The sequence below is a fragment of the Floridaenema flaviceps BLCC-F50 genome, from assembly GCF_041929275.2.
In the GTDB taxonomy this organism is placed as follows: domain Bacteria; phylum Cyanobacteriota; class Cyanobacteriia; order Cyanobacteriales; family Aerosakkonemataceae; genus Floridanema; species Floridanema flaviceps.
Genome location: NZ_JBHFNR020000001.1, coordinates 3,949,337 through 3,974,135 on the forward strand (window position 1 = coordinate 3,949,337; position 24,799 = coordinate 3,974,135).

Here is a 24,799-nt window from a genome sequence, read left to right on the forward strand (position 1 = left end):
TTATTGATTGTGATTTAAAATTGGTTTACAATACATATATTAGCAATAAATTTGTAAACCAACCACCAGATGATTGGCACTCGTATTAAACTAGCTCGCAAGAAAGCGGGCTATTCATTGCGCGATCTGGCTGAAGCTCTGGGTGGCAAAGTGTCCGCCCAGGCGATCGGCAAATATGAGCGTGGTGAAATGACCCCCAGCTCTGACGTATTGATTGCTCTTAGCAAAGCGTTGGGAGTGACTATCGCTTACCTAATGGATAGCCAAAGGATTGAGCTAACTTCTGTTGACTTTCGTACCAAAGCAAGCACTACTGTTAAAGATCGCGCTCGTGTCGAAACCGAAGTTATCGAATGGGTAGAGCGATACCTTCAAATTGAACAGATTCTTGAACTAGACGTTAGCCATTGGAAAAAGCCATTTGAGCAATTAGAAACCGTTCATTCTATTGAGGAATCAGAAGACCTTGCTAATCGTGTACGCGATCGCTGGAAACTCGGTCTAGATCCGATTCCTAATATGACAGAGCTTTTAGAAGAGAAAGGCTTAAAAGTTCTAATCGTTGACCTTCCAGAGCGAATATCAGGTTTTACCTGTCTCGTGAAAAGACCAGGTGATTTAGCTGATTTGCCAGTAATTATTGTTAACAAAATATGTTCTCTGGAACGTCGAAGGCTAACTCTTGCTCATGAGCTATGCCATCGCTTGATAGATCCTCAGTATTTGTCAGAAAAAGAGGAAGAATATGCAGCAACCAGATTTGCCGGAGCTTTTCTTATGCCTCGTTCTCATTTAGAAAAGGAAGTTGGCAAGCATCGTAACTCTCTAGGATATCGAGAATTAATGTCCCTAAAACTAATCTATCGAGTCAGTGGTGCAGCATTAATTGTCCGTCTGCGAGACATTGGCGTTATATCCAGTTCTGTGCTTACCTATATGTTCCAATCTGTGGCTCGAACTTGGCGTACTAAAGAGCCAGAAGAATTAGAACCGGAGGATAAAAGAGGTCAATATGAGCAACCCCGACGCTTTGAGAGGTTATGCTACCGCGCCTTAGCTGAAGATTTAATTTCAGTTCCTAAAGCATCAGAACTCTTGCGTTGCTCAATTGAAAAAGTAGAAGCGGGATTAAAAGGACCCAAATCAGCAGATGCGAATTCTCATTAGTGATACCTCTTGTTTGATCGATCTGCGTAAAGCCTCCTTATTGGAGGCTTTTGTTCAGCTTCCCTACGATTTGGTAATTCCAGATGTTCTGTTTGAGCAAGAGTTAGTGCAGTTTTCCAATACTGAAAGAGAACTTTTAGAGGAAAAATTAAGAGTTTTGAGCTTACCTGGTGAAGCAGTTATCAGAGTACAAAGCGTGAATCGAGATTATCCCACCTTAACGTTAAATGACTGCTTCGCTTTTGTTCTTGCAGAACAAACACCTGATTGCATTTTAATGACAGGAGATCGCAATCTACGTAACTTGGCAACTAGTTCTGGGATAGAAGTTCACGGCGTTCTCTGGGGAATTGATGAAATGTATAGTGCCAGAGTTGCTACTGTCAACCAGCTTTATTCTGCTCTACTGCTCTTTCAAGCAGATTCTACAGTGAGACTTCCTGCTTATGACTTAAATCGTTGGATAAAACGATATCAATCCCTACTAAATAGCTAAGAAAAAATCGGGCAATTACCTATAACTTTGCTACAACAATAACTGTAATATGGTTTATTTTCTTAGGAGATAACAATCCTTTTTAAGGAACTGGAACCATAAATTTGCCACTGCGGTAAACTTATGGGTAAAGTCACAACAAATAATGTCTTAATCGACACAAGTTTATGGAGCTAAGCGGACTCGAACCGCTGACATCTTCAATGCCATTGAAGCACTCTACCAACTGAGCTATAGCCCCGTTTGACGCTTTTCTATAATGCCTTATTTTTGATTTCCTTGTCAAGGGTTTAGCGACAAATTTTTTAGTACAGTAGACAAGGACGTTGAGCCATTTCTGATAAATAGCCCATATAACTGTTCATCAGGAAGTATACCACCAACATTGCGGCTGCTGACAGGGCGACTAAAGTACCTGCCAACATTAGGGAAAACTCTTGTTGATCGAACGCTTCCTGCATCAGATGCAGTGACCAAGCTACCAGAGCCACATCAAAAATTAAAATAGCAACCAACATATTTTTACGAATCGTAACACTTCATCTATTTTAATATACTCAGCCCAAGTCATAGATTGCCAGTAAAAAACCGGAATCTTCCTTAAGATATACATTTCAGGGATTTTCACCCCCGAACTGGCACTTGATGATTTGTTAAGTAATTCTTAATTTCTGCAACGCTGAGTTGACCGTAATGTAACAAAGAAGCTAAGAGTGCTGCTTCTGCCCGCCCCTTGGTTAAAGCTTCATAGATGTGTCCACAGTTACCAGCACCCCCAGAGGCAATTACAGGAATTTCCACCGAGTCAGCAATTGTTCTGGTAAGCTCTAAGTCGTACCCTGCTTTGGTTCCGTCTGCATCCATGCTGGTAACTAATAATTCTCCTGCGCCGCGTTTTTCTACTTCTTTTGCCCACCAGAGCGCATCTATACCAGTATTTTCCCTGCCTCCACGCACGTAAACATCCCAACCCGGGTTAGTAGGATCGGTTCTGCGTCTGGCATCAATTGCTACTACGATACACTGATTGCCAAAGCGATCGCTTGCCTTATCAATAAAATCAGGATCTCTTACCGCTGCTGAATTAATGCTAACTTTGTCCGCACCCGCTCTTAACAATTGTTTAATTGTTTCTAAGGATTGAATGCCACCGCCGACAGTCAAAGGGATGAACACCTGTTCAGCAGTGCGGTACACCACATCGATAATAATGCCTCGGTCTTCGTGAGTGGCGGTAATATCAAGAAACACCAACTCATCTGCGCCAGCGTCATTATAAACCTGCGCCAGTTCTACCGGATCGCCAGCGTCCTTAAGATCCACAAAATTAACACCTTTAACGACTCGCCCAGCTTTCACATCTAAGCAAGGTAAGATTCGTTTAGCTAACATAGCAATGTCTCACGTCCTCGAAGTGGTGAATAATAAGAGACTAGCGGAAAATCTACCCATATTTTTAACTATGGCGATCGTTTCTTCCCAGCAACAGCCTACCGAACCAGAGCGTAAACCCAAACAACGGCAAGAGTCAACCCGCAAGCGCCAGACTCGGAAAGCGCCAGAGGAGAACTTATTGCAACCTACCGCCGCTGTTGACGAACAGGAAAAGCAGGAAGAAAGTCTCAGACCTCCGCGACTTGCTGATTATATCGGACAAAAGGAACTGAAGGAAGTCCTGACGATCGCCATTCAAGCCGCAAAAAACCGAGGTGAACCTTTAGATCATCTCTTACTTTATGGCCCTCCCGGTTTAGGGAAAACCACCATGTCCTTAATTTTAGCCGCAGAAATGGAGGTAAATTGCAAAATTACGACTGCACCCGCCTTAGAACGACCCCGTGATATTGTGGGGTTGCTAATGAGCATGAAACAGGGAGATATCCTGTTTATTGACGAAATTCATCGGTTAACGCGGATGGCGGAAGAGTTACTTTATCCGGCGATGGAAGATTTTCGGGTTGATATTACGATCGGGAAAGGACAATCTGCCAAAACTCGGAGTTTACCTTTGCTACCCTTTACATTAGTAGGAGCGACAACGAGGATTGGTTCTTTGACTTCACCTTTGCGCGATCGCTTTGGTATCATTCACAGATTACGCTTTTACGAACCCGAAGAACTAAGTCAAATTGTACTGCGAACCGCCGAAATCTTGAAAACTCCCATCACTCCCGAAGGCGCAGCAGAAATAGCGCGACGTGCTCGCGGTACACCCAGAATTGCCAATCGTTTGTTAAAAAGAGTTAGAGATTATAGTCAAGTAAAAGCATCCGGCGAAATCACCCAAAAAATTGCCAGTGACGCACTAACATTATTTAATGTAGACCCATTAGGATTAGATTGGACAGACCGCCTCATATTAAAGGCTATGATTGAAAATTTTAACGGAGGACCAGTCGGATTAGAAACGATCGCATCTGCAACAGGAGAAGACTCCCAAACTATAGAAGAAGTCTACGAACCTTACTTAATGCAAATAGGGTTAATGCAAAGAACACATCGGGGAAGAACAGTAACACCTGCCGCTTGGAAACATTTAGGTTATGATTAATTTTTGGGATTGGAGATGACAGGCAAGATGCCTGTCCTACAAAACTGGGAAATTTTAGATGTTAGATTTTAGATTTAGATTTTATCTCATTACAGGACTGCAATATTCACCAACTACCAACTACCAACTACCAACTACCAACTACCCACTACCAACTACCCACTACCCACTATTAAGATGATTCGCTTAATTCTGACTCTCCTAACTGTAGTAATCTTGTTTCTTGCTGGGTTTAATACTTCGCCAGTGATGGCGCAAACGGAGACAACAACTCCTAGTATTAATGAAACCGAATTACCGAAAATTGAAACCCCGGAAACTGCGCCTTCTCCTAGTATCGATGAAGAGAAATACAAAAAAGCCAATGAAATCGGACAAAAGGCTTTTGATGCAACAGAAAAAGGAGACTTTGTAGCAGCAGAAACTTATTGGAATGAGTTAGTAGAAATGTTTCCAGATAATCCGGCGTTGTGGTCTAATTTGGGAAATAGTAAGGCTGGTCAAAATAAACTGAAAGAAGCGATCGCAGATTACAATAAATCAATGGAACTGGCACCAACAGCGCCCGATCCTTATCTTAACCGAGGTTTAGCTTTAGAAGGATTGGGTAAATTTGAGGAAGCGATCGCAGATTACAATAAGTTACTAGAAATCGCTCCCAATGATGCAATGGGTTATAATAACCGAGGCAATGCCCAAGCAGGTTTAGGTCAATGGGATGAAGCGATCGCAGATTACCAAAAAGCCTTTGAAATCGCCCCTGAATTTGCCTTTGCTCGTGCCAATTATGCCCTAGCATTATATCAAATAGGGCAGAAAGAAGTGGCAATTCGCACCATGAGAAATTTGATTCGGAAATATCCTCAATTTCCCGATATGCGTGCTGCTTTAACAGCTGCGCTGTGGGAACAAGGACAACATGGAGAAGCGGAAAGTAACTGGGTTGCTGTGGTGGGATTGGACGATCGTTATAAAGATATAGAATGGGTGAAAACTGTCCGTCGTTGGCCTTCTTCTTTAGTTGCAGCATTGGATAAGTTTCTGAAATTGGAATAATTTTTTCTTGTAGGACAGGCATCTTGCCTGTCACTAACTTGCTTCAGGAAAATAAGGCGATCGCACAATCGAAAACAACTTAGTGGGAAAGTGCGATCGCAGAAGTACTCTCGGTTTCTTCTATTTATATATATATAGGTAATTGCGTGTCGAGTTCTGGAGTAGGTGGAGGAGAAATAGTGAGCAATTAATATGGCTGATGATTATAATTTGCTAGGTTTAGGTGGTCTTACATCTCTAGTAACAAATGTAAAAATTTCTCGGTGGGGTACTGAGGTGTTAGTTGAATGTTTGTACGATCCAAAAGGCGATCGCTTACCTTATTCGCTACTATTTAAAGATTGTCGTGAAATTAGATGGGATGTTCACGATGAAGAGGAAGTAGAGTCAGAATTAGCAGATTTAGTTGGTATTCACTTGGGTGAAGCAGCACACTTAAAACCAGCTTTGATACATACAGATATTTTTGAAATTTCGATAATTTACGGTAGTTTTAGTATGCTTCAGAAGAAGAAGGAAAAGAAGGCGATCGTACAATCGACAACAACTTAGTTTGATGAAGGGAGGGAAAGTATAAATTTCTTCTTTAGTTGCAGCATTAGATAAATTTTTGAAATTGGAATAATTTTTGTTTGTAGGACAGGCATTTTGCCTGTCACTAACACAAGTTTCCCTATTCAATTTTGGGCTGCTTAACCGTATCCAAAATTCTCTAGATTTTTCCAACCATAAGCTACCTCAATCAACCGTTTCCCACCAATTTCAATCTCTTTTTCCCGAACTGGTTCGCCGCCAAGTGCAGTATAAAATTGACAAGCAGGATTATCAACCAAAACCCACACCAGCATAGATTTTATACCTAACTGAATCAGCATTTTTGCAACCGCTTGCACCAAACAGCGTCCTATTCCCTTTCCTTGATGGATTTGTAGAATATAGATTGCATTCAATTCACCTTTATACAAGGGATCTCCTGTACGTTCCACTCCTCCGTTCGCAAAACCGACAATCTTGCTAGATTCTTCCTCAGCAACAAAAGTAAAGTTGCTATCTTCTGGAGGGAGATGAAAAATTTGATGCCAAAAGTTTGCTCTTTGCTCGTATGATAGCTTTGCCAAATGTTCATCAGGCACGATGCCTTGATAGGTCGATCGCCAAGTATCTACATGAACCCTGGCAATGGCAGGTACATCATTGTGGGTCGCTTCCCTTACAATCATAATCATTGATCTGTATATTTCGGTTTTTAAACGGTGTTTTCCATTGCAATTAATTCCTGAATTTTCCCAGCAGTTAACTCTTGCACATTTCGCAGAATTATTTTGGCACCAGCTTGTTTTAAATTCGCCGTATAAGCATCAAGTTGTTGAGAGGTTTCTTGTAAAACATGAGGTGGTAAAATTCCTACGCCTATCCACAAACGATTCGGTTGCAACACCTTAGCTTTTTCTACGGTGTACATATCAGCAACCGTGTCTCCTACATAAATAACTGGTGTGGTTTCATCGGCGGAAAATTGCTGTTCTAATAATTGCACAGTTGCGAAAAGTCCGGTAGGATCGGGTTTTCCTGGTGCGTCTTCCATTGCGATTAAAACGGGAGATTTTAATCCTAAACGTTTACATAAAACATATTCTGCTGAACCTCTGGTTGCACCGCTGAAAAAACCCCAAGGTATTCCTGCGGTTGTCAAACTTTCTAAATACTTTGGTTCTAAAAGTAATGGTTCTGTGCAAATGTAACCTGTCCAATTTTCTGGGTTAGGGCCACGATAACGAGATTGGAAGAAGGCGACTAAGGTATTGTAATCTAAGGCTATTTCTGCGCGGGTTTGTCCCTGTTTTTCAAAATACCGATAAACTAATTCTTGGGAGGCTTCCCAGTCATTGTTCCATACGCCTTCGGATTTTAGGGTATCAATGTCTACTTGGGAGGGACGATAAGCGCCGCTGGTGTATTGTTCTACTGTGTCTGCAAGTGCCCGACGATAGGAACCGCCGACATCGCGCACGACCCCATCAATATCAAAAACTACGATCGCCAATGCCCGACTTACACTCTTGTCTAGGTTAGATGCTGTCAATTTGATTTACCTCGAAAATTTAAGGAAAAAAGGTTAGACAATTAGGTTATTATAGAAAGGTTGTAAAGACGCGAAAAGTCTGGGTTGAACCCGGAGGTGGGTTTGTCGAAGTTTATTTTAAAGGTTCTCTGGTTAGACAAGGATGTAGCGATCGCAGTTGATCAGGTGGTGGGCAAAGGTACAAGTCCTTTGACGAAATACTTTTTTTGGCCGCGCAATGATGCTTGGGAAGAGTTAAAAAAAGAGCTAGAATCCAAGCACTGGATTTCTGAAACAGACCGAGTTGAACTTCTCAATAAGGCTACAGAAGTAATTAACTACTGGCAAGAGGAAGGCAAGCGTCGTCCCATGTCAGAAGCGCAAGGTAAGTTCCCAGAAGTTGCCTTTACTGGTAGCGCCTGATTGTATCTAAGTCGCCACAAGTTAATGTTTTGGTCATTTCTGAATTTAGCAAAGACACTTTCCTGGTTGCAATCTGGGAAGGTGTCTTTGATTTTTGTAGGACTTTTACGCACTCAGATTTACTTACACCTACTTACATGGATAACGCTAAAAAACATCTTGAGTTTCTCGATCGGATTCGCGCTATAGCCTGTATTTCTGTATTTCTTTTCCATTCTTTTATGTATGCTTTTTTTCCTCGCCTGCCTTGGGCAGGTTGGGTTCCAGATTTTACATCAATCGGTTCGTTTTGGTTTCTACTGCCTTTTAACTTTGGATGGGCTGGTGTCTCAGTTTTTTTCGTCGTTAGCGGATTTTGTATTCACCTTAGCTTTCGGCGAAACCCTAACTGGCGTGACTTCACTATTAGACGGTTCTTCCGAATTTACCCGCCATACTTATTTGCCCTTCTGCTTTTTGCACTATTTTGGCCGTGGACACACATACACTGGGGGCTAGAAAGTGTAATTCAGCTAGCGAGTCATCTGACCCTTCTTCATGATTATTCTGACAAAACATGGTATTGGTTCAACGGTTCTTTTTGGAGTATCGCAGTTGAGGTACAGCTTTATCTTCTTTACCCTGTTCTTTTAGGGTTGGTGGCACGGTTTGGTTGGCATCGTACCTTAGTTGCGATCGCAATGCTGGAAATTAGCTTACGCAGTATATGGAATTTGATTTATCTATTCACTGGTGTAGAGTGGCCTTTTTATCTTTTAGGATCGCCGTTTGTTTATTGGTATAGCTGGTCTATTGGTGCAGTAATAGCTGAGGCATATCTTTTGGGGCGTACCATTCCATTTGCCAACCATTCATTGATTGCTTGGGGTGGGGCTGCCATTTGCAGCTATTTCCTGAAACCATTAACATTCTTTTCCTTTCTCTTCTTTGCGTTATTAACGGCTACAGCAATCGCTAAACTTCTTAGTCGAGGCGATCGCGTGCCACGTTATTTATCCTTCCCTTTATTTTTCTCTAAATCACTCAGTATGATTGGATTATGGAGCTATAGTATTTACCTGCTACATCAACCAATTATTGCCAATCTGAGCGTTTTGATTGTTACGAAACTTTCTTTGCCCCCATCACCAATAGTATTTTTTACTGTATGTCTTTGTCTTTGGTTTCCTATTATTGGACTCTCGGCATTTTGGTATCGTAAAATTGAAATTCCTAGCCTAGCTATCGGTAGGCAATTGATTAGAAAATGAAAAAAACCGAAAAATTTTGGGGAGGGTGGCAATTTTTTCCTGCTTACCCTCCAACTTTTTTATCCGTCCATTAAGAAGGAGTAAACTAGTCGCAATAGTTCTAATTCTGTAGGATCTAACCTCCGACCTTCTGCAAGCGCAATAAATTTTCCTTCCAATTCTTCCATTTGTTGATGCGGGGGATCGATGCTTGTAAACTCTGCTAAATAAACATTAATAGTATCTGCTGCTGAATCTACTTTTGCCCAAAATTCTGGTTCAATTTTTAGCTCACCAGTGGATAAAGTTAATTTATGTTCAATATGTGCGATCGCCTCATCCAAACCTGTAGCCACTTCACCTTCGAGTGAACTTTCGATAATTTGCGATTCTGAAGGTAAGCCATCAAATTGGCAAACCGTACCATTGAGGCGTAAAAACTGGACTCGCGCACTTGTGGGATGCTTGTGGTACAAAATGAAGCGGTTGTTTGGCATGGCTTGTTAGTTAATTTTTGAGCGATCGGTTTGAGAATGCCTTAATACAAGAGCCTATCTATAAGTGTCAGAAGCCAGAAGGCTCTCAGTAAAGAAGGCTTGTATAAAGTTTTTTCACTTGTTTTAGGAATTACGCTCACCTCCCGGTTTTTGAACCTAATTGGCTTATTTCAGCGTCAGGGTAGTAACGAAAAACCGGGCTTCGACCTGAGCTTAAGTCCTAGTTTTCACTGTATAGCTATTTCTACCACGCTGCTCTACTATTTACATTAATAAAATCTGTAATCTTACACTTAGATAAATTTTTCCGGCTTTACTAAGAAATGATAAAATTTTTTGGTAAATTATTTCATTAACCAAGGGAACAGGGAACAGTTTTCCCTAATTTTTGAAGCCAAAGAGTTTTGTAACTATTCGTTAATCAATTAAGAATTGCTTAGGTATGTTAAGAAATGTTTTGGTATAACAGAGAACAGCGATCGCGCTTTGCCACCAAATTTTATAAATTTCACCTAAAAAGAATTTCTGTTGCGCCTCTCTAGGAATACAATCATTTAAAGCGGTAAATCAAGGCTGGAGTGATGAGAAATGAACCAAGATCCTAATTTATTTTGGTTTGGGTGCGTGCTGTGGTTGGTCAGCGTTTTAGTTATTTTCCACTTAGTTTACTCTCATTCTCCAGTCAAGGTTGCAGTTACTCCGAAGCGAGTGCATCCTATCAAGTACGCTTATGTAATTAATACAGATGAAGAAAAAGAAATTGCTCAATTGCGCCAAGAATGTGCGCGACTCCGCCAAAAATTGCAGCAACAATCGCAAAAATTAAGGGAAGATTTTCAATATAATACCTTTTATCAGTTAGAAACTCTTTTAACTAATTATCCTACGGTTTGTAAACTTGTCCAAGAACACCCTGATTTACCTGCACAAAATATCTTACCTTTGTTCAAACCTTTGGATAAAATTTTAGCTCATTGGGGATATGAAGCGATCGGCTCACCTTTAGCACAAGTTCCCTACAATCCGCAATTACATCAACCCGACGATCGAGATATTACCGTTGGCGAAAAAGTTTACATTTGGTTTGTGGGATATCAAGATCCGAAGTTAAAATATATTGTTTCCCCTGCGATCGTTAGCCGCAACTTACCAGAAATTCCTAATTCAAATAAAAGTTATGCAGTGCAATTTAGTTAATTGATTGGACTAAATTAATGAAACTTAATTTTAATGCCAGTGAATTTGAGGCTAATCATAGTGACCTTTGTATTGGTTTTTCTGAGGAGAATGACGGCGAACACTATTTTATTATGCAACGAGATGACAGTTATATAGAAGAGGATCTTCCTAATGTGGAGAGTATCTACTCAGAGCTAGACGATCAGTGCTGGGGAGGAAATGGAGGAATCGATTGGGTTACTCTGAGTCGTAATAAATTTATTATTCACTATAATTCCTCCAGCACAACTCGTATAGGGTACGACGAAATTGAAATTAATTTCTCACTTAAGAATTCTGATTTTCAGGAGTTACGTAACGTATTACAGAAGATTATGCGGGGTTATGAAGATAAGTTGAATTTCGTTGATTGATTGACAAAAGGAGAAAAAATGCAAATTTCTTTAAAGCCAGAACAAGAAAAGTTTGTCCTAGAGAAACTACAACAAGGTAAGTATCAAAGTGTGGATGAGTTATTAGCGATCGCATTTCAACTTTTGGAGGAGCAAGAGCTTAAAGAAAAACAACTGCTTGAGCTAAGGGAAAAGATCGCCGCAGGAACAGAAGAAATTTGTCAGGGAAAAGTTGTTGATGGTGAATTAGTTTTTCAACAATTACAAGAAAAACTAAAACAGATGGAAAAAGGCTAAATATGAGTAGTTATATTTTCTCTGAATTAGCAGTTAAAGACTTGAATGAAATCTGTGAATTTATCGGGCAAACTAATGTAAAAGCTGCCAGCAAATTATTTGATTCTATTCGGCAAAAATGCAAGTTAGTAGCTGGCTTTCCTAACATGGGTAAGGATTATACATGGATTGCACCAGACCTGCGCGGCTTCATCATTGATGAATACATTGTGTTTTATTATCCTCGTGAAGATGGAATTGATATTGTCCGCGTAGCTTATGGCAGGAGGGATTTAAAAGCTTTGTTTGAGGAATTTAGGGATAATTGATGAGAAAAGCAAGACTATATTGAATTACCATTGAGAAAATTCTCTTGGTAAATTGTTGCGCTTCAGTTTAGCGCTGAAGCGCAACAACTTAGATAATTCTAGGTACTAAATTTTGCCTCTTCTGTGGGTAGGAAAAAGCCATAGTAACCTGCTGCTGCTGCGGTTAGAGCATTGAACCAAACATTGTTACCGAAGATTGGCATTAAACCGAAAGTTGTGTTAGTGACAGGCAATAATCCCATGAGTGCGATTAAGACATAAGCGATCGCAAAAGCACGATTAAATAAACGAGCGCTAGTCAAATTGGTGAACGATGCAATACCCAAAAGTCCAATACATAAAACAATAAGGTGGGAATTACCCACCTTAGTGCTGTTAAGTCTTTCGGTATAGTTTTGGTTATAGGGGGCGATCGACTTGGCGATTCCCACAAAGCAGTCAATCAAATAATCACATCTTTTAGTTGCCAACTGGAGAAAGAAGCGTTTGTTTGTTGTTCTCTGCCCCAGTGCTTTGCTTCTATCTATTAATTCAACCTAGCCAACTGGTTTTCCTGAAAATTTAGAGCCAATTTAATTAAGCCTTTCTTATCGCTCAACCAAGTAGTCTCAAAGTGGCCTACAGTCAGACTACAAGGTTATTGTTTAATCTTGAGTTTCGCAATTTTGCTGGGGTTAACTAGTTTGATTTTTCAGCTTAAAATCACCGATGTGAACCCGAAACTAGTACAAGATTCACACCCAACCGAACAGCCGCACTGGGATGCAGTGCTTAGTTTCCTGAAAAATGGCAATTTTTGGCGATTTTTGCTTTATTCTGCCCTGTGGAGCTTTGCTGTTAACGTTAGCGCTCCTTTCTTTAACCTGTTTCTCTTGGATAATTTGTCGATCGACATCAGCATAGTCACAATCTATAACAGCTTAGGTGCTGGTGCTAATCTACTAATGCTCATGGTTTGGGGCAAACTGGCAGATCGAGTAGGAAGTCGCCCCATAATGATCGTAATTGGAATTTTGGTAGCTCTCACGCCGCTACTTTGGCTAGAATCTGGAACTAGCTCGATTTTTCTTTGGCTTTGGTTTCCGCTGTTGTTCGTGCTAGGGGGTGGAACTTGGGCTGCGATCGATCTATGCAGCGGCAATCTTCTCATGTCCGTGACACCGCTACGCAATCAATCAATTTACTTTGCGATCGCCGCAGCAGTTCCCGGCGTAACTGGCGCAATGGGAATCACTACAGGCAGTTTTCTGGCAACTGCGATCGATATCGGGGGTTTGCCAGGGATCTTTGCTCTCTCCGCTATGCTCAGATTGGTGGCTTTGTTACCTTTAGTTTTTGTTCATGAACAACGGGCTGTTTCTCTAGGTAAATTTTGGCTGCTACTATTGCCAGCTTGGTGGCGAAGAGTACCAACCGATCCAGGAGAAATCTCTTTTCAACCCTTGGTTCAAGATCCAGAAGCATCTTCAGATGTTGATTAATCAGGACTTACGCAAAGCCTAATTCCTACTTATAGAGGCTTTGCGTAAGTCCTGAGATATACAGATCCTAAGCGAGATCCCGGACTTCTTAGAGAAGTCCGGGATCTCGCTTGGAATTGTGGAAAATGTCTAATTAGGAGATAGTTATTGTTAAGTTAGTGTGAGGTAGTGAATTGTGAACTCGCAAGGAGTAAGTCTGCAAGACATTTTAATTCAAGCACAACAAGGCGATACCCAAGCTATTGCTACCCTGATTAATCAAGCTTTATCCACAACAGCAATCACAGCAATAGTTAATTCTGAAGGTAGTTGTCTGCAAATAACATTACTGTCTCACCAATCATTAGAGCGAAAATTCTGGGTTGGTTTTGTCAGAGATGGGATGAAAGGACTAGAATGTAAAACTTTTAAATCTGTGCGAGTAATTGGGCAACCAATTCACAAAGTCCCCGCTAATTGGATTCAGGAATTTGAGTTATATGCCTCTGAACCTCAAATAACGCCGGAAACAGTTGCAATTTCCCAACAACGAAATTTTAAAATTCCTTTACTGTGGTTAGTCAGTGGTGCGATCGGGATTTTATTAATTTTGGGCAGTTTTATCCTCAAACATCAACTGGAAAATAGACAAATCATCCCAACTCAAACGCTCACTCCTCAAGCACAACCTACACCAAAAGTCACTGCTAAACCTACACCAAAAGCCACTCCCAAACCTGTTGTCAAAGTAGTGAAAAAAGCACCGCCAGCTAAACCCCGCACTGCGCCAATGTACTTGGAAAAAACCATTACCGGACGCATTACTCCGAAATCAATTGTGCATTCGGGGAATGGGCTGTTTTTTGCTCAAAACATGATGTACAGCCACACAATTACTGTGTATAACCGAGAGCATAAATTAGTGAAAACTATTCCCGATCGCGTAAATTTAGCGAAGTTTGGTTATCCTAATTTTAAAGGCGATTACAACGGCGCACCTGTGGAAGTTAGTTTTTCCCACAATGGTAAATATGCTTGGGTTTCTAATTATCAAATGTATGGTGCTGGGTTTAATAATCCGGGAAGCGATCGCTGTTCTCCCTCCCAAGGAACAGACAATAGTTTCTTATATCGCATCAACACCGAAACTTTGCAAATAGAGAAAGTAATTCAAGTAGGTTCAGTTCCTAAGTTCGTCGCTACTTCTCCCGACAACCGTTTTGTATTAGTCAGTAATTGGTGTAGTTGGGATTTAAGCATTATTGATACTCAAAAAAATCAAGAAATTAAACGAGTTAAAATTGGCGCTTATCCCAGGGGGATTGTTGTCGATCGCAGGTCTAGAAAAGCTTATATTGCTGTCATGGGTTCCACTGATATTGCTCAAGTTGACTTACAAGATTACTCAGTTAATTGGTTGCGAAATATTGGGCGAGCTCCACGTCATTTAAACCTTGATAAAACGGGAAGATATCTCTACGCCTCTTTAAATAGTGAAGGAAGAATCGCCAAAATTGACTTAACAAAACCTGTAGTAGTCTCTAGAGTTTACACAGGTGCAGCACCACGCAGTATGGTTTTATCAGATGATGGTCAAATGCTTTATGTAGTTAACTACAACAACAATACTGTGAGTAAAGTTCGCACCCAAGACATGAAAGTTTTACAAACAGTCGGAGTCGGTGCTAGTCCAATTGGAATTACTTACGATCCCAAGAATAGAGAAGTTTGGGTAGCTTGTTATTCAGGTCAAATCATGGTCTTCCAAGACTAACTATGTATCGTAGTATATTTTTTGCTGTGCAGCAATTAATTGATTCTACCTCTAACTACCTATTACTATCGGGTTTTTATTACCGTAGAGTTAGCCATAAGACCATCATTTTGGCTGATGCTTATTAACTTCTGAATTCTTAAGCTATAGATGTAAATAAAAACTATTAGTGCCATCGCCAAAGGAGCAGTGAAATGCTGACTATAGTTGCATTTTTAGCAAGTTACGCATTAGTTAGTGCCGTTTTTGTATCTGTGGTTGAGTAACTCAAATGGGATACTCTCAACAGAAAAACGTGACAACTAATCAAATAATAACAATTTTGCTAAACTTCCGCTATCTCTCGAAGGGAAAGCTTAAAGGAGAAACAGAAGGGAAAAGGTTAAAGGTTAAACCAGTAATTCAATTCCTTTTCCTTTCTGACAAGTTTTTTGAAATATTTCCGGTTATTCATAATTATCAAAACCTTGACCAAGCTTTCTACAGATCTGTTTGACCTATTTTAAAACGGGTAAATAGTTTAAGATAACAGATTTATCTTCAAGTAAGCAATAACCAACTGAGTCAGTCTAATGGAAGAAGTAGGTAGCAAAAATACATTTCAGGAGAATAGCAAATTCAGTCTTATGGAAGAAGCAAACAGCGACAATATCCTATAAATTTATCTGCAATACCAAATATTTACTTCGTTCTCAATTAACTCCTTAATTATAGCTAACTTAAGGGTGTTGAAGAGGCGTAAATTTTGCTGAATCTTGCTAACTAACATCTTTTTTTTGATGCACTAAATGTTCATTTCTTACTTTTATTAATTGTTGGATGTATTAAAAGTAAGAACAAATTTTAAAACTAGAGGGTTCTTATGTCTAAAGATGAAAACTTAACCGATGTTCATGTCAGCGACCTGGAAACACGGAATATAGAATTTTCTTCAGAAAACACTACAACAAAGCCAGCATCTTCCATGAAAAAATCGTTATCTAAGTTACATTCAAATGATTTGCCAAATTCGCTACCAGAAAATTTTACTTTAGTTTGTCTTTCACATTTACGATGGAATTTTGTTTATCAACGACCGCAACATCTTTTAAGCCGCTGCGCCAAAGAACGAACTGTATATTTTATTGAAGAACCTATTTTTAGCGCCGATACTTCTCCTTGGCTAGATGTGAGTACTAGCGAGTGTGGAGTTGTGGTTGTAGTACCGCATCTCCAGGAAGGAATGAGTGAAACAGAGATTACTGTCACTTTGGCAAAAATGCTCGATGATTTGTTTGCCGAGAAGCAAATCATCGAGTATGTTCTCTGGTATTACACACCAATGGCATTGAGTTTTTCTCGCCATTTAAATCCGCTTTTAGTCGTCTATGATTGTATGGATGAGCTATCAGCATTTAAGGGAGCAAGTCCGACTTTAAAATCTTTAGAAGCGGAACTATTTAACCGTGCAGATTTAGTATTTACAGGCGGACAAAGCCTTTACGAAGCTAAACGCGATCGCCATCCCCAAGTCTACGCCTTCCCCAGCAGCATCGATAAAGTTCACTTTGGCAAAGCCAGAAATTTAGCTGAAGAACCAGCCGATCAAATCAATATACCTCATCCCCGTTTAGGATTTTTTGGGGTAATAGATGAACGCATGGATATTGAACTATTAGGCGAAATAGCCCAAGCAAGACCTGATTGGCATTTCGTCATGATCGGACCTGTAGTTAAAATAGATCCAGCGATATTACCAAAGTACGAAAATATTCATTACTTGGGTGGCAAATCCTATCAAGAATTACCCGGATATGTTGCTGGGTGGGATATCGCAATGTTGCCCTTTGCACTTAACGAATCAACTCGGTTTATTAGCCCTACTAAAACTCCTGAATATCTCGCCGCAGGTAGACCAGTTATTTCCACTTCCATCCGCGATGTTGTTCGTCCTTATGGCGAAAATGATTTAGTAAAAATAGCTGACAATGCGACAGATTTTATTGCCGCAGCTGAAGCATTAATGAATCAAGAGTTTCTCTCATCTGATTGGTTAGAAAGAGTCGATACTTTCCTGGCTGACAATTCTTGGGATGCCACTTGGCAAAGAATGATCCAGCTAATAAAAGGAAAGTTAGATGAGCGATCGACTATCTCCGACCAAAACCAAACAGTTAACATTTATCAACCAATCCGCGTCAAAAATAAATTATATGAATCACATATTTCCAGTGTTTAAACTTGGCAAATTCCCTTAGTAGAAAAACTAAGTAACTTGTCAATGCCCAACCTGATTGACGATTACTTAGTAGCCAAGTTTTTCATTCCCTGGTAGTGAAGAAGCATTTTGTTCCTCGCTAACTCATTAGGAACAGAAACTTCCTGCACGATTTTGTAAACGAAAAGAGAGGTATTTGGAAATGTTTGATTATTTAATCGTGGGTGCAGGATTTGCTGGCAGCGTGCTGGCCCAAGGCTAGCGAGTCAGTTAGGAAAAAAGGTGTTAATTGTTGACAAGCGTAACCACATTGCTGGTAATGCTTACGACCACTACAATGAAGCTGGAATTTTAGTCCACAAATACGGGCCACACATTTTTCATACTAATTCTCGCGAAGTTTTTGAGTATCTTTCTAACTTTACTGAATGGCGGTCTTACGAACACCGAGTACGTGCTAGTGTTGATGGTCAATTAGTACCAATTCCCATCAATCTGGACACCATTAACAAACTTTACGGATTGAATCTTACCTCATTTGAACTAGAAGAATTCTTTGCCAAAGTTGCTGAGAAAAAAGAGTATATCCGCACTAGTGAAGATGTAGTTGTAAGTAAAGTAGGAAGAGAACTTTATGAGAAATTCTTCCGTAACTACACTCGGAAACAATGGGATATGGACCCATCAGAATTAGATAAATCAGTTACGGCGCGGGTGCCGACTCGGACTAATCGGGACGATCGCTATTTTACCGACACTTACCAAGCAATGCCATTGCATGGTTTTACAGTGATGTTCGAGAAAATGTTATCGCATCCGAACATCAAAATAATGCTCAATACCGATTATCGAGAAATCCAAAATGTCATCCCCTATCGTCAGATGATTTATACAGGGCCTATTGATGCTTTCTTCGATTATCGTTACGGCAAATTACCTTATCGTTCCCTAGAATTCAAACATGAAACTCATAACAAACCAGTACATCAACCAGCACCCGTAGTTAACTATCCCAACGAACATTTATACACTCGTTGCACTGAATTTAAATACCTCACCGGACAGGAACATTCTAAAACTAGCATTGTCTACGAATTCCCCCAAGCTGAAGGAGATCCTTACTATCCAGTACCACGTCCAGAAAATGCCGAACTTTACAAGAAATATAAAGAATTAGCTGATGCTATTCCCGAAGTATATTTTGTGGGAAGGTTGGCAACTTACAAGTATTACAACATGGATCAATGCGTAGCTCAAGCGCTAACGGTCTTCAAAGAAATTCGCACCAAAGAGCAAGAAAAACCACTGGTTTTGCAACCAATGGATCGCCGAGACAATTACATTCAAAATGTATCTGCATCAGAAATAATTGGGGAACATTCTCCTTCTCAACCAGTCACTACGAATGGTAACGGTAAGCATTAGTTGGGGAATGGGCGATTCATGAATCGCCCCTACGGTACGGGCAATTCATGAATTGCCCCTACGACAGGGAAATAAATACTATTTTCCCAAGTTTGGTTAACACCTTAAGCATGGGATAGACACTAATTTTAGATAGCCGATTTCCCGAACTCTTGAATCATCAAAATAATCGAAGATCTAAAATCTAAAATCCAAAATTGATTGAGGTGTATTTAATGGTAACGGCGGCATTAAATCGGGAATTATTGCGGAATAATTCTCCAGAAATTCAAAGTTTAAAAATGGAAATGTGGGCGGGTGTGGAGTGTACTGTTAACCGAGTTGGCGATCGCTTTTTCAACCAACTAGAACGCAACGGTCACGGAACGCGCTTAGACGACTTAAACTTATTTGCAGAACTTGGCATTCGCACCATCCGTTACCCTGTAATTTGGGAATTAATTGCCCCTAATGGGTTACAAAATGCTGATTGGTCTTGGGCAGATCGACGCTTAGAATACTTGCAAGAATTGGGTATTCGTCCGATTGTAGGCTTAGTGCATCATGGTAGCGGCCCTAGTCATACTAGCTTGATCGATCGCAACTTTGCGCCTCAACTCGCCCAATTTGCCCAAGCCGTGCAAGAGCGTTACCCTTGGGTAGAGCTATTTACACCAGTCAACGAACCCTTAACTACTGCCCGTTTTAGCGGTTTATATGGGCATTGGTATCCGCACGGACGGGATAACGCCACCTTTATCTGTGCATTGTTAACTCAATGTCGCGCCATTGTTTTATCAATGCAAGCCATTCGTCAGGTTAACCCAACTGCAAAGTTAGTGCAAACCGAGGATTTGTGCAAAGTCTTCAGTACACCGTTTATGGCGTATCAAGCTCAATTTGAGAATGAACGCCGTTGGTTGAGTTTGGATTTACTGTGCGGAAGAGTTAACCGCGAGCATCCTTTGTGGGGTTATTTGTGTTGGAGTGGAGTAAGCGTTGCTGAACTAGAGTGGTTTTTAGCAAATCCCTGTCCACCGGACATGATTGGGATGAACCATTACTTGACTAGCGATCGCTTTTTAGACGAACGTCTAGAACGTTATCCTCATTGGACTCATGGTGGCAACGGAAGACACCAATACGCCGATGTGGAAGCAGTGAGAGTTTGTGTTGAAGGAATTGCAGGGCCAAGTACATTAATAAAAGAAACTTGGGAACGTTACCAACTGCCCATTGCCGTTACCGAAGTACATCATGGTTGCACTCGTGAAGAACAGTTGCGCTGGTTAAAAGAAGTTTGGGATGCTGCTACTAGCGTGCGTGCCGAAGGAGTAGATATTCGGGCAATTACCGCTTGGTCACTTTTAGGTTCTTATGACTGGAACAGTTTAGTAACCAGGGTTGAAGGTTGCTACGAGTCAGGCGTATTTGATTTACGTTCCCCCAAACCCCGCCCCACCGCCTTAGCCCGAATGCTGCGCGACTTAGCAACGAAACGAACTTACGATCATCCAGTTTTAGACGTTCCCGGATGGTGGCATCGTCAAGAGAGGTTGATTTATCCGCCTGTTTCTGTGCAGAGATGGGGAGGTGGGGAGATGGGGAGGTGGGGAGATGGGGAGATGGGGAGATGGGGAGATGGGGGGAATCCCAAATCTACGTCAACAACTCCCCCCACCCCCCTACCTCCCCATCCCCCCACCTCTTCCCCTCGTTCTGTAGCGATCGTTGGTGCTAGGGGGACGTTAGGGCAAGCATTTGCGCGAATTTGTGAGATTCGGGGAATTCCTTATCATCTGCTGTGTCGGCAAAAGATGGATATTACCGATCCGATTTTGGTCGATCGCACTTTAACAGACTTAAAACCTTGGGCGGTGATTAACGCTGCTGGGTATGTGCGGGTAGATGATGCGGAACGGGAACCTGATGCTTGTTTGCGAGTCAATGCTCTAGGACCTGCAATCTTAGCCGATGCTTGCGCCATGAGGGGTGTAGAACTGCTGACTTTCTCATCCGATCTCGTCTTTGACGGAACTCGGGCTGCTCCTTATGTAGAAAGTGATGTTGTCTCCCCCCTAAATGTCTATGGACGAAGCAAAGCAGAGGCAGAAGCACGAGTTCTGAAAGCTCATCCCACATCGTTAGTTGTGCGTACCAGTGCCTTTTTTGGCCCTTGGGATGAATACAATTTTGTCACCATTGCCCTTCGCACCCTGGCATCAGGACAACCGTTCTTAGCAGCTGCGGATAGTGTGGTTTCACCGACTTATGTCCCAGACTTGGTGAATGCCTGCTTGGATTTGTTAGTTGATGGTGAGTGCGGTTTATGGCATTTAGCCAACCCTGGTGCAAGTTCTTGGGCAGATTTGGCGAAATTTGCCGCAAAACAAAGGGGTTTGGATGTCAGCAGAATTGAAGCTTGTTCGATGCAAGCTCTCAGTTTACTAGCACGCCGCCCATCTTACAGCGTTTTAGGGAGTGAAAGAGGAGTGTTGCTGCCGCCTTTGGAAAATGCGATCGATCGCTACTTCCACGAATGTCAGATTTTGAGGTGATTAGGGACTGGGGACTGGGGACTGGGGACAAGGGGACAAGGGGATGGGAAAATATTTAACTACCTCTTCAACTCTCCCTACCTCCCTACCTCTTCTTCCCAGTACCCAGTCCCCAGTCCCCAGTCCCCAATCCCCTTTCCAAACATTTTTATTTACTAAAAGAGGATTAAAATCATGAGTATTTTCGTTAAAACCATTCAATCTCCCGAAATTTTAGATAGTCATTATGCCATTCAATTCAGTCAAGAAATCGAGAGCTTAATTGCGGCAGGTGTCAAGATTTTCCACCTGGAACTACACAACGTCACTTTTATTAGTAATTCCGGGTTAATGGCTTTAATTTCCATTTTTAGAAGTGCTAAGGCTGCTAATTGTAAATTATTGCTAAAATCGAGTAGCCATCAAGTTAAGATGCTGTTAGAACTGACGGGTTTAGATCGAGCTTTTGAGGTTTTACCTGACTTAAATTCCTCAATGGGAGATTTAATTCAGACAGCTAAGACAGCCGTTCTCAGCAAATAATTAAAGCAGAAGTTGCGGCAAGCTCTCGCTCAGTCTGGTTAGGAAAATTTTTTGATAAAAATACCCCAAAAGAGTTAATAGTTTCTTACTTATGGGTAATCTAGATATAGAGATATGTCCTTGGGAAGAAGACTAATATGTACTCTTTGGGTAAGTGGTTAGAAAACTGTTATAACGGGTCAAGCAATTCCGGTGCGACCTTTAGTTTCTATCAGAATGAACGAGCGTATCCGCGACCTCAGCTGCAACGCTCTCATTGGATCTGTCTGAACGGTTCGTGGAAATTCACTTTTGACGATGATGGAACCTACACTCAACCGAGTGATGTTTCCGACTGGAGTCAAACGATTGAAGTTCCTTTTGCGCCAGAATCCAAGAAAAGCGGCATTGGCGATACTGGTTTTCACCCAAACTGTTGGTATGAAAGAGAATTTGACCTGCCACAGTTAACTGACGATTCCGAATCCGTTAATTTAAAGTCTAAAATTGAATATTTAAAATCCAGCAGGGTTTTGTTGCACTTCGGGGCGGTAGACTATCGCGCCCGTGTGTGGGTGAATGGTCAGTTTATGGCAGATCACGAAGGCGGACATACCCCATTTAGTATTGATATTACCCCGGTATTAAATCATAATGGGCCACAACGGATTACGGTTTGGGCAGAAGACGACCCGCAAGATTTAGCTAAACCTCGCGGAAAGCAAGATTGGCAGTTAGAGGCTCATAGTATTTGGTATCCGCGCACTAGTGGGATTTGGCAGACGGTTTGGGCAGAGGTTGTTCCTTCTACTTATATCGATCGCATTCGTTGGACACCGCATTTTGAACGTTGGGAAATTGGTTTTGAAGCGTTCGTTGCGGGTGAAAAGCGCAATGGTATTGAAATCAAGGTGAGATTGTCCGTTGGTTGCACTTTGTTAGTTAATGATACTTACGAAGTAATTAACGGAGAAATTCATCGCCGGATCGCTCTTTCCGATCCGGGTATCGATGACTACCGGAACGAATTGCTGTGGAGTCCTGAAAAACCGACCTTAATTAATGCGGAAGTGGAATTATGGTCTGATGGCGAATTGCTGGATCAAGTTAAATCTTATACAGCAATGCGGACAGTGGGGACACAACGCGATCGCTTTATGCTCAACGGAAGACCCTACTATCTGCGCCTAGTTCTAGACCAAGGATACTGGCCTGAGAGCTTAATGACAGCCCCATCCGATGAAGCATTGCGGCGAGATGTAGAACTAGTCAAAGCAATGGGTTTCAACGGCGTTCGCAAACACCAAAAAATCGAAGACCCCCGTTTCTTGTATTGGGCGGACGTGCTAGGGTTAATGGTTTGGGAAGAAATGCCTTCCGCTTATCGCTTTACCCCGAAAGCAGTGGAACGCCTCACCAAAGAATGGACAGAAGTGATCCAACGAGATGCTTCCCATCCTTGTATTGTAGTTTGGGTACCGTTCAACGAATCTTGGGGAGTTCCCGACTTAACGGCGACAGACGCGCATCGCCATTTAGTCCAAACACTGTACCACCTAACCAAAACCTTAGATCCGACTCGTCCGGTTGTGGGTAACGATGGATGGGAAAGCGCCGCTACTGATATTCTGGCGATTCACGATTATGATAATCGACCAACTCGGTTAGCCAGACGCTACGGCCCTGAAGTTAAGTTAACAGATTTGTTCGATCGCCAACGTCCCGGAGGAAGAGTGCTCACCCTCGATGGTTATCCTCACCAAGGACAACCGATCATGTTAACCGAATTTGGTGGGATTGCTTATGCTGGAAGGGACGATCGCAAAGCTTGGGGATATGTCCGTTCTCAGGATCTCTCCGAACTGCAAATCAGATATACAGCATTATTGGATGTAGTGAACAAAACAGAAATGTTCAGCGGTTTCTGTTATACCCAATTAACCGACACCTTCCAAGAAGCCAACGGTTTATTGTATGCTGACCGTACTCCGAAATTTCCCATAGAACAAATTGCATCTGCAACTCTAGGTAGGGGAATCGAAGAGGAAGAAGACGCTATGCTCAGTAAAGTAAAAGCTGCGTGGGCAAAAAACCATAATGTTGTATTCCCAGGAGCTATCGAAACCGGATGGTCGCCAGCTGACACTGTACAGCAGATACCCCATTGCGGAGGGAATCACCCCGCCTAGTCCCAGCAATGAACCAATAGCCGCAAACCCCCACTTGCGCTGGCATCCATTGCGAGGCGAGTGGGTGGCTTACGCGAGTCATCGACAGGGGCGCACATTCATGCCGCCTCCAGAGTATAACCCGTTAGCGCCCACTAAAGATCCAAATTTTCCGACTGAACTACCCCAAGGACGTTACGATGTAGCGGTATTTGATAACCGCTTTCCCTCGATGACTGTGGCAGCAAATAACCCACCAGTCAGCATTGTGGAAACTTTACCAGCAAATGGGGCGTGCGAGGTAGTGGTATTTACCCAAGACCCGCACGCCTCTTTAGGTGAATTAGAATTGTCACATTTAGAATTATTGTTGCAGGTGTGGGGCGATCGCACTCGTAAAATAGGCGAACATCCCCACATTCAATATGTCTTACCCTTTGAAAATAAAGGCGTAGAAATGGGGGTAACTTTAGAACATCCGCACGGACAAATTTACGCCTATCCTTTCGTTCCCCCAGTTCCGGCGAAAATGTTGTCAAGACAGCAAGCATATTACCAAGAACATCAAAAAGGATTGCTACAAGACTTAATTCAAAAAGAGATAGAAGACAACCAACGCATTATTTATTTAGACGATCGTGCTGTTGCTTTCGTCCCCGTTTGTGCGCGTTACCCTTACGAAGTTTGGCTGGCAACAATTGAACCAGTAGCTACTTTTATCGACCTTTCCGAACCACAAAGAAAATCCTTAGCAAGGGCGTTAAAAACCGTCACCTTAAAATATGATGGTTTGTGGAATCGTTCCTTCCCCTATTTAATGGCGTGGTATCAAGCACCGACTGATGGAAAACCCCATCCAGAAGCCCATTTACACGCTCAATTTTACCCACCTTACCGCACAAAAGACCGTTTAAAATATCTCGCCGGAACCGAATTAGCAGCAGGAATGTTCGCTAACGATGCCCTTCCTGAAGAGAAAGCAAAAGAATTACAAGCGGTAATTGTAAACATAGAAACCCCTGTGCAAGTGTGAGGAATGAGAATGTTGTTTGAACCGCAAAGAGCGCAAAGAACGCGAAG

At 41.8% G+C, this 24,799-nt stretch carries 23 protein-coding genes, 1 tRNA gene and 2 pseudogenes; 19 read left to right on the forward strand and 7 right to left on the reverse strand.

Annotated features, from left to right (window positions below; genetic code table 11):
* Window positions 1-69 precede the first annotated feature (69 nt).
* Window positions 70-1,167, forward strand: a complete 1,098-nt coding sequence (locus tag ACE1CI_RS19085; protein ID WP_413263097.1) for a helix-turn-helix domain-containing protein — start codon at window positions 70-72, stop codon at window positions 1,165-1,167.
* A complete protein-coding gene (locus tag ACE1CI_RS19090; protein ID WP_413263098.1) occupies window positions 1,151-1,663 on the forward strand; it encodes a PIN domain-containing protein in 513 nt (170 codons plus the stop codon). The genes ACE1CI_RS19085 and ACE1CI_RS19090 overlap by 17 nt, the downstream gene beginning before the upstream one ends.
* Window positions 1,664-1,831: 168 nt before the next feature.
* On the opposite strand, the gene ACE1CI_RS19095 is transcribed toward ACE1CI_RS19090, so the two are convergent.
* From ACE1CI_RS19095 to hisF, 3 genes are all read right to left on the reverse strand, one after another.
* Window positions 1,832-1,904 (reverse strand) — tRNA-Ala (locus ACE1CI_RS19095).
* 64 nt (window positions 1,905-1,968) lie between these two features.
* A complete protein-coding gene (locus ACE1CI_RS19100; protein ID WP_413257240.1) occupies window positions 1,969-2,181 on the reverse strand; it encodes a hypothetical protein in 213 nt (70 codons plus the stop codon).
* Window positions 2,182-2,287: 106 nt separating this feature from the next.
* The gene (hisF, locus tag ACE1CI_RS19105; protein ID WP_413263099.1) at window positions 2,288-3,055 is read right to left on the reverse strand and encodes an imidazole glycerol phosphate synthase subunit HisF; all 768 of its coding nucleotides are present in this window, start codon (window positions 3,053-3,055) and stop codon (window positions 2,288-2,290) included.
* 70 nt (window positions 3,056-3,125) lie between these two features.
* Between hisF and ruvB the strand changes: the two genes are divergently transcribed.
* The 3 genes from ruvB (at window position 3,126) to ACE1CI_RS19120 (ending at window position 5,822) form a co-directional block, all read left to right on the forward strand.
* Window positions 3,126-4,214: a Holliday junction branch migration DNA helicase RuvB gene (gene ruvB / locus ACE1CI_RS19110; RefSeq protein ID WP_413263164.1), complete on the forward strand. Its 1,089-nt coding sequence runs from the start codon at window positions 3,126-3,128 to the stop codon at window positions 4,212-4,214.
* Between the two features lie 177 nt (window positions 4,215-4,391).
* Window positions 4,392-5,270 (forward strand): tetratricopeptide repeat protein, encoded by an 879-nt coding sequence (locus ACE1CI_RS19115; RefSeq protein WP_413263100.1) that lies wholly within the window; start codon window positions 4,392-4,394, stop codon window positions 5,268-5,270.
* A 192-nt stretch (window positions 5,271-5,462) separates the two neighbouring features.
* Entirely contained in the window at window positions 5,463-5,822 is a 360-nt protein-coding gene (locus ACE1CI_RS19120) for a hypothetical protein (protein ID WP_413263101.1), read from the forward strand.
* Between the two features lie 140 nt (window positions 5,823-5,962).
* On the opposite strand, the gene ACE1CI_RS19125 is transcribed toward ACE1CI_RS19120, so the two are convergent.
* Together ACE1CI_RS19125 and ACE1CI_RS19130 are read right to left on the reverse strand one after the other, a co-directional pair.
* Window positions 5,963-6,496, reverse strand: coding sequence for a GNAT family N-acetyltransferase (locus ACE1CI_RS19125; protein ID WP_413263102.1), 534 nt, complete (start codon window positions 6,494-6,496; stop codon window positions 5,963-5,965).
* Window positions 6,497-6,516: 20 nt separating this feature from the next.
* Entirely contained in the window at window positions 6,517-7,353 is an 837-nt protein-coding gene (locus ACE1CI_RS19130; protein WP_413263103.1) for a TIGR01548 family HAD-type hydrolase, read from the reverse strand.
* Window positions 7,354-7,449: 96 nt separating this feature from the next.
* On the opposite strand from ACE1CI_RS19130, the gene ACE1CI_RS19135 reads away from it, so the two are divergent.
* Together ACE1CI_RS19135 and ACE1CI_RS19140 are read left to right on the forward strand one after the other, a co-directional pair.
* Window positions 7,450-7,755 (forward strand): 30S ribosomal protein PSRP-3, encoded by a 306-nt coding sequence (locus ACE1CI_RS19135; RefSeq protein ID WP_413263165.1) that lies wholly within the window; start codon window positions 7,450-7,452, stop codon window positions 7,753-7,755.
* Window positions 7,756-7,784: 29 nt separating this feature from the next.
* Window positions 7,785-9,005, forward strand: coding sequence for an acyltransferase family protein (locus tag ACE1CI_RS19140; protein WP_413263104.1), 1,221 nt, complete (start codon window positions 7,785-7,787; stop codon window positions 9,003-9,005).
* A 59-nt stretch (window positions 9,006-9,064) separates the two neighbouring features.
* On the opposite strand, the gene ACE1CI_RS19145 is transcribed toward ACE1CI_RS19140, so the two are convergent.
* On the reverse strand, window positions 9,065-9,481 hold the full coding sequence (locus ACE1CI_RS19145; RefSeq protein ID WP_413263105.1) for a hypothetical protein: 417 nt from the start codon (window positions 9,479-9,481) through the stop codon (window positions 9,065-9,067).
* 588 nt (window positions 9,482-10,069) lie between these two features.
* On the opposite strand from ACE1CI_RS19145, the gene ACE1CI_RS19150 reads away from it, so the two are divergent.
* Genes ACE1CI_RS19150 through ACE1CI_RS19165 form a run of 4 tightly spaced genes read left to right on the forward strand, consistent with a single transcriptional unit; the run spans window position 10,070 to window position 11,657 of the window.
* Window positions 10,070-10,678: a hypothetical protein gene (locus tag ACE1CI_RS19150; protein WP_413263106.1), complete on the forward strand. Its 609-nt coding sequence runs from the start codon at window positions 10,070-10,072 to the stop codon at window positions 10,676-10,678.
* Window positions 10,679-10,695: 17 nt separating this feature from the next.
* Complete coding sequence (locus ACE1CI_RS19155; protein ID WP_413263107.1) at window positions 10,696-11,073, forward strand: Imm10 family immunity protein; 378 nt, start codon at window positions 10,696-10,698, stop codon at window positions 11,071-11,073.
* 18 nt (window positions 11,074-11,091) lie between these two features.
* Entirely contained in the window at window positions 11,092-11,349 is a 258-nt protein-coding gene (locus ACE1CI_RS19160) for a ribbon-helix-helix domain-containing protein (protein ID WP_413263108.1), read from the forward strand.
* Between the two features lie 2 nt (window positions 11,350-11,351).
* Window positions 11,352-11,657, forward strand: coding sequence for a type II toxin-antitoxin system RelE/ParE family toxin (locus tag ACE1CI_RS19165; protein ID WP_413263109.1), 306 nt, complete (start codon window positions 11,352-11,354; stop codon window positions 11,655-11,657).
* Between the two features lie 98 nt (window positions 11,658-11,755).
* On the opposite strand, the pseudogene ACE1CI_RS19170 reads toward ACE1CI_RS19165, so the two are convergent.
* Window positions 11,756-12,010: pseudogene (locus tag ACE1CI_RS19170) on the reverse strand (DUF4383 domain-containing protein); the annotation flags it as partial.
* A gap of 297 nt (window positions 12,011-12,307) precedes the next feature.
* On the opposite strand from ACE1CI_RS19170, the gene ACE1CI_RS19175 reads away from it, so the two are divergent.
* From ACE1CI_RS19175 to galT, 8 genes and pseudogenes are all read left to right on the forward strand, one after another.
* A complete protein-coding gene (locus tag ACE1CI_RS19175) occupies window positions 12,308-13,138 on the forward strand; it encodes an MFS transporter (RefSeq protein ID WP_413263111.1) in 831 nt (276 codons plus the stop codon).
* A gap of 175 nt (window positions 13,139-13,313) precedes the next feature.
* On the forward strand, window positions 13,314-14,891 hold the full coding sequence (locus ACE1CI_RS19180) for a peptidoglycan-binding protein (RefSeq protein ID WP_413263112.1): 1,578 nt from the start codon (window positions 13,314-13,316) through the stop codon (window positions 14,889-14,891).
* Window positions 14,892-15,162: 271 nt separating this feature from the next.
* The gene (locus tag ACE1CI_RS19185; protein ID WP_413263113.1) at window positions 15,163-15,387 is read left to right on the forward strand and encodes a hypothetical protein; all 225 of its coding nucleotides are present in this window, start codon (window positions 15,163-15,165) and stop codon (window positions 15,385-15,387) included.
* 366 nt (window positions 15,388-15,753) lie between these two features.
* Window positions 15,754-18,378: pseudogene (gene glf, locus ACE1CI_RS19190) on the forward strand (UDP-galactopyranose mutase); the annotation flags it as partial.
* 416 nt (window positions 18,379-18,794) lie between these two features.
* The gene (locus ACE1CI_RS19195; RefSeq protein ID WP_459564025.1) at window positions 18,795-21,050 is read left to right on the forward strand and encodes a family 1 glycosylhydrolase; all 2,256 of its coding nucleotides are present in this window, start codon (window positions 18,795-18,797) and stop codon (window positions 21,048-21,050) included.
* A gap of 174 nt (window positions 21,051-21,224) precedes the next feature.
* Window positions 21,225-21,572, forward strand: coding sequence for an STAS domain-containing protein (locus ACE1CI_RS19200; RefSeq protein ID WP_413263117.1), 348 nt, complete (start codon window positions 21,225-21,227; stop codon window positions 21,570-21,572).
* 137 nt (window positions 21,573-21,709) lie between these two features.
* Window positions 21,710-23,740, forward strand: coding sequence for a glycoside hydrolase family 2 protein (locus tag ACE1CI_RS19205; protein WP_413263118.1), 2,031 nt, complete (start codon window positions 21,710-21,712; stop codon window positions 23,738-23,740).
* Window positions 23,652-24,752, forward strand: a complete 1,101-nt coding sequence (gene galT, locus ACE1CI_RS19210) for a galactose-1-phosphate uridylyltransferase (RefSeq protein ID WP_459564026.1) — start codon at window positions 23,652-23,654, stop codon at window positions 24,750-24,752. Before ACE1CI_RS19205 ends, galT begins: the two co-directional genes overlap by 89 nt.
* Window positions 24,753-24,799 lie beyond the last annotated feature (47 nt).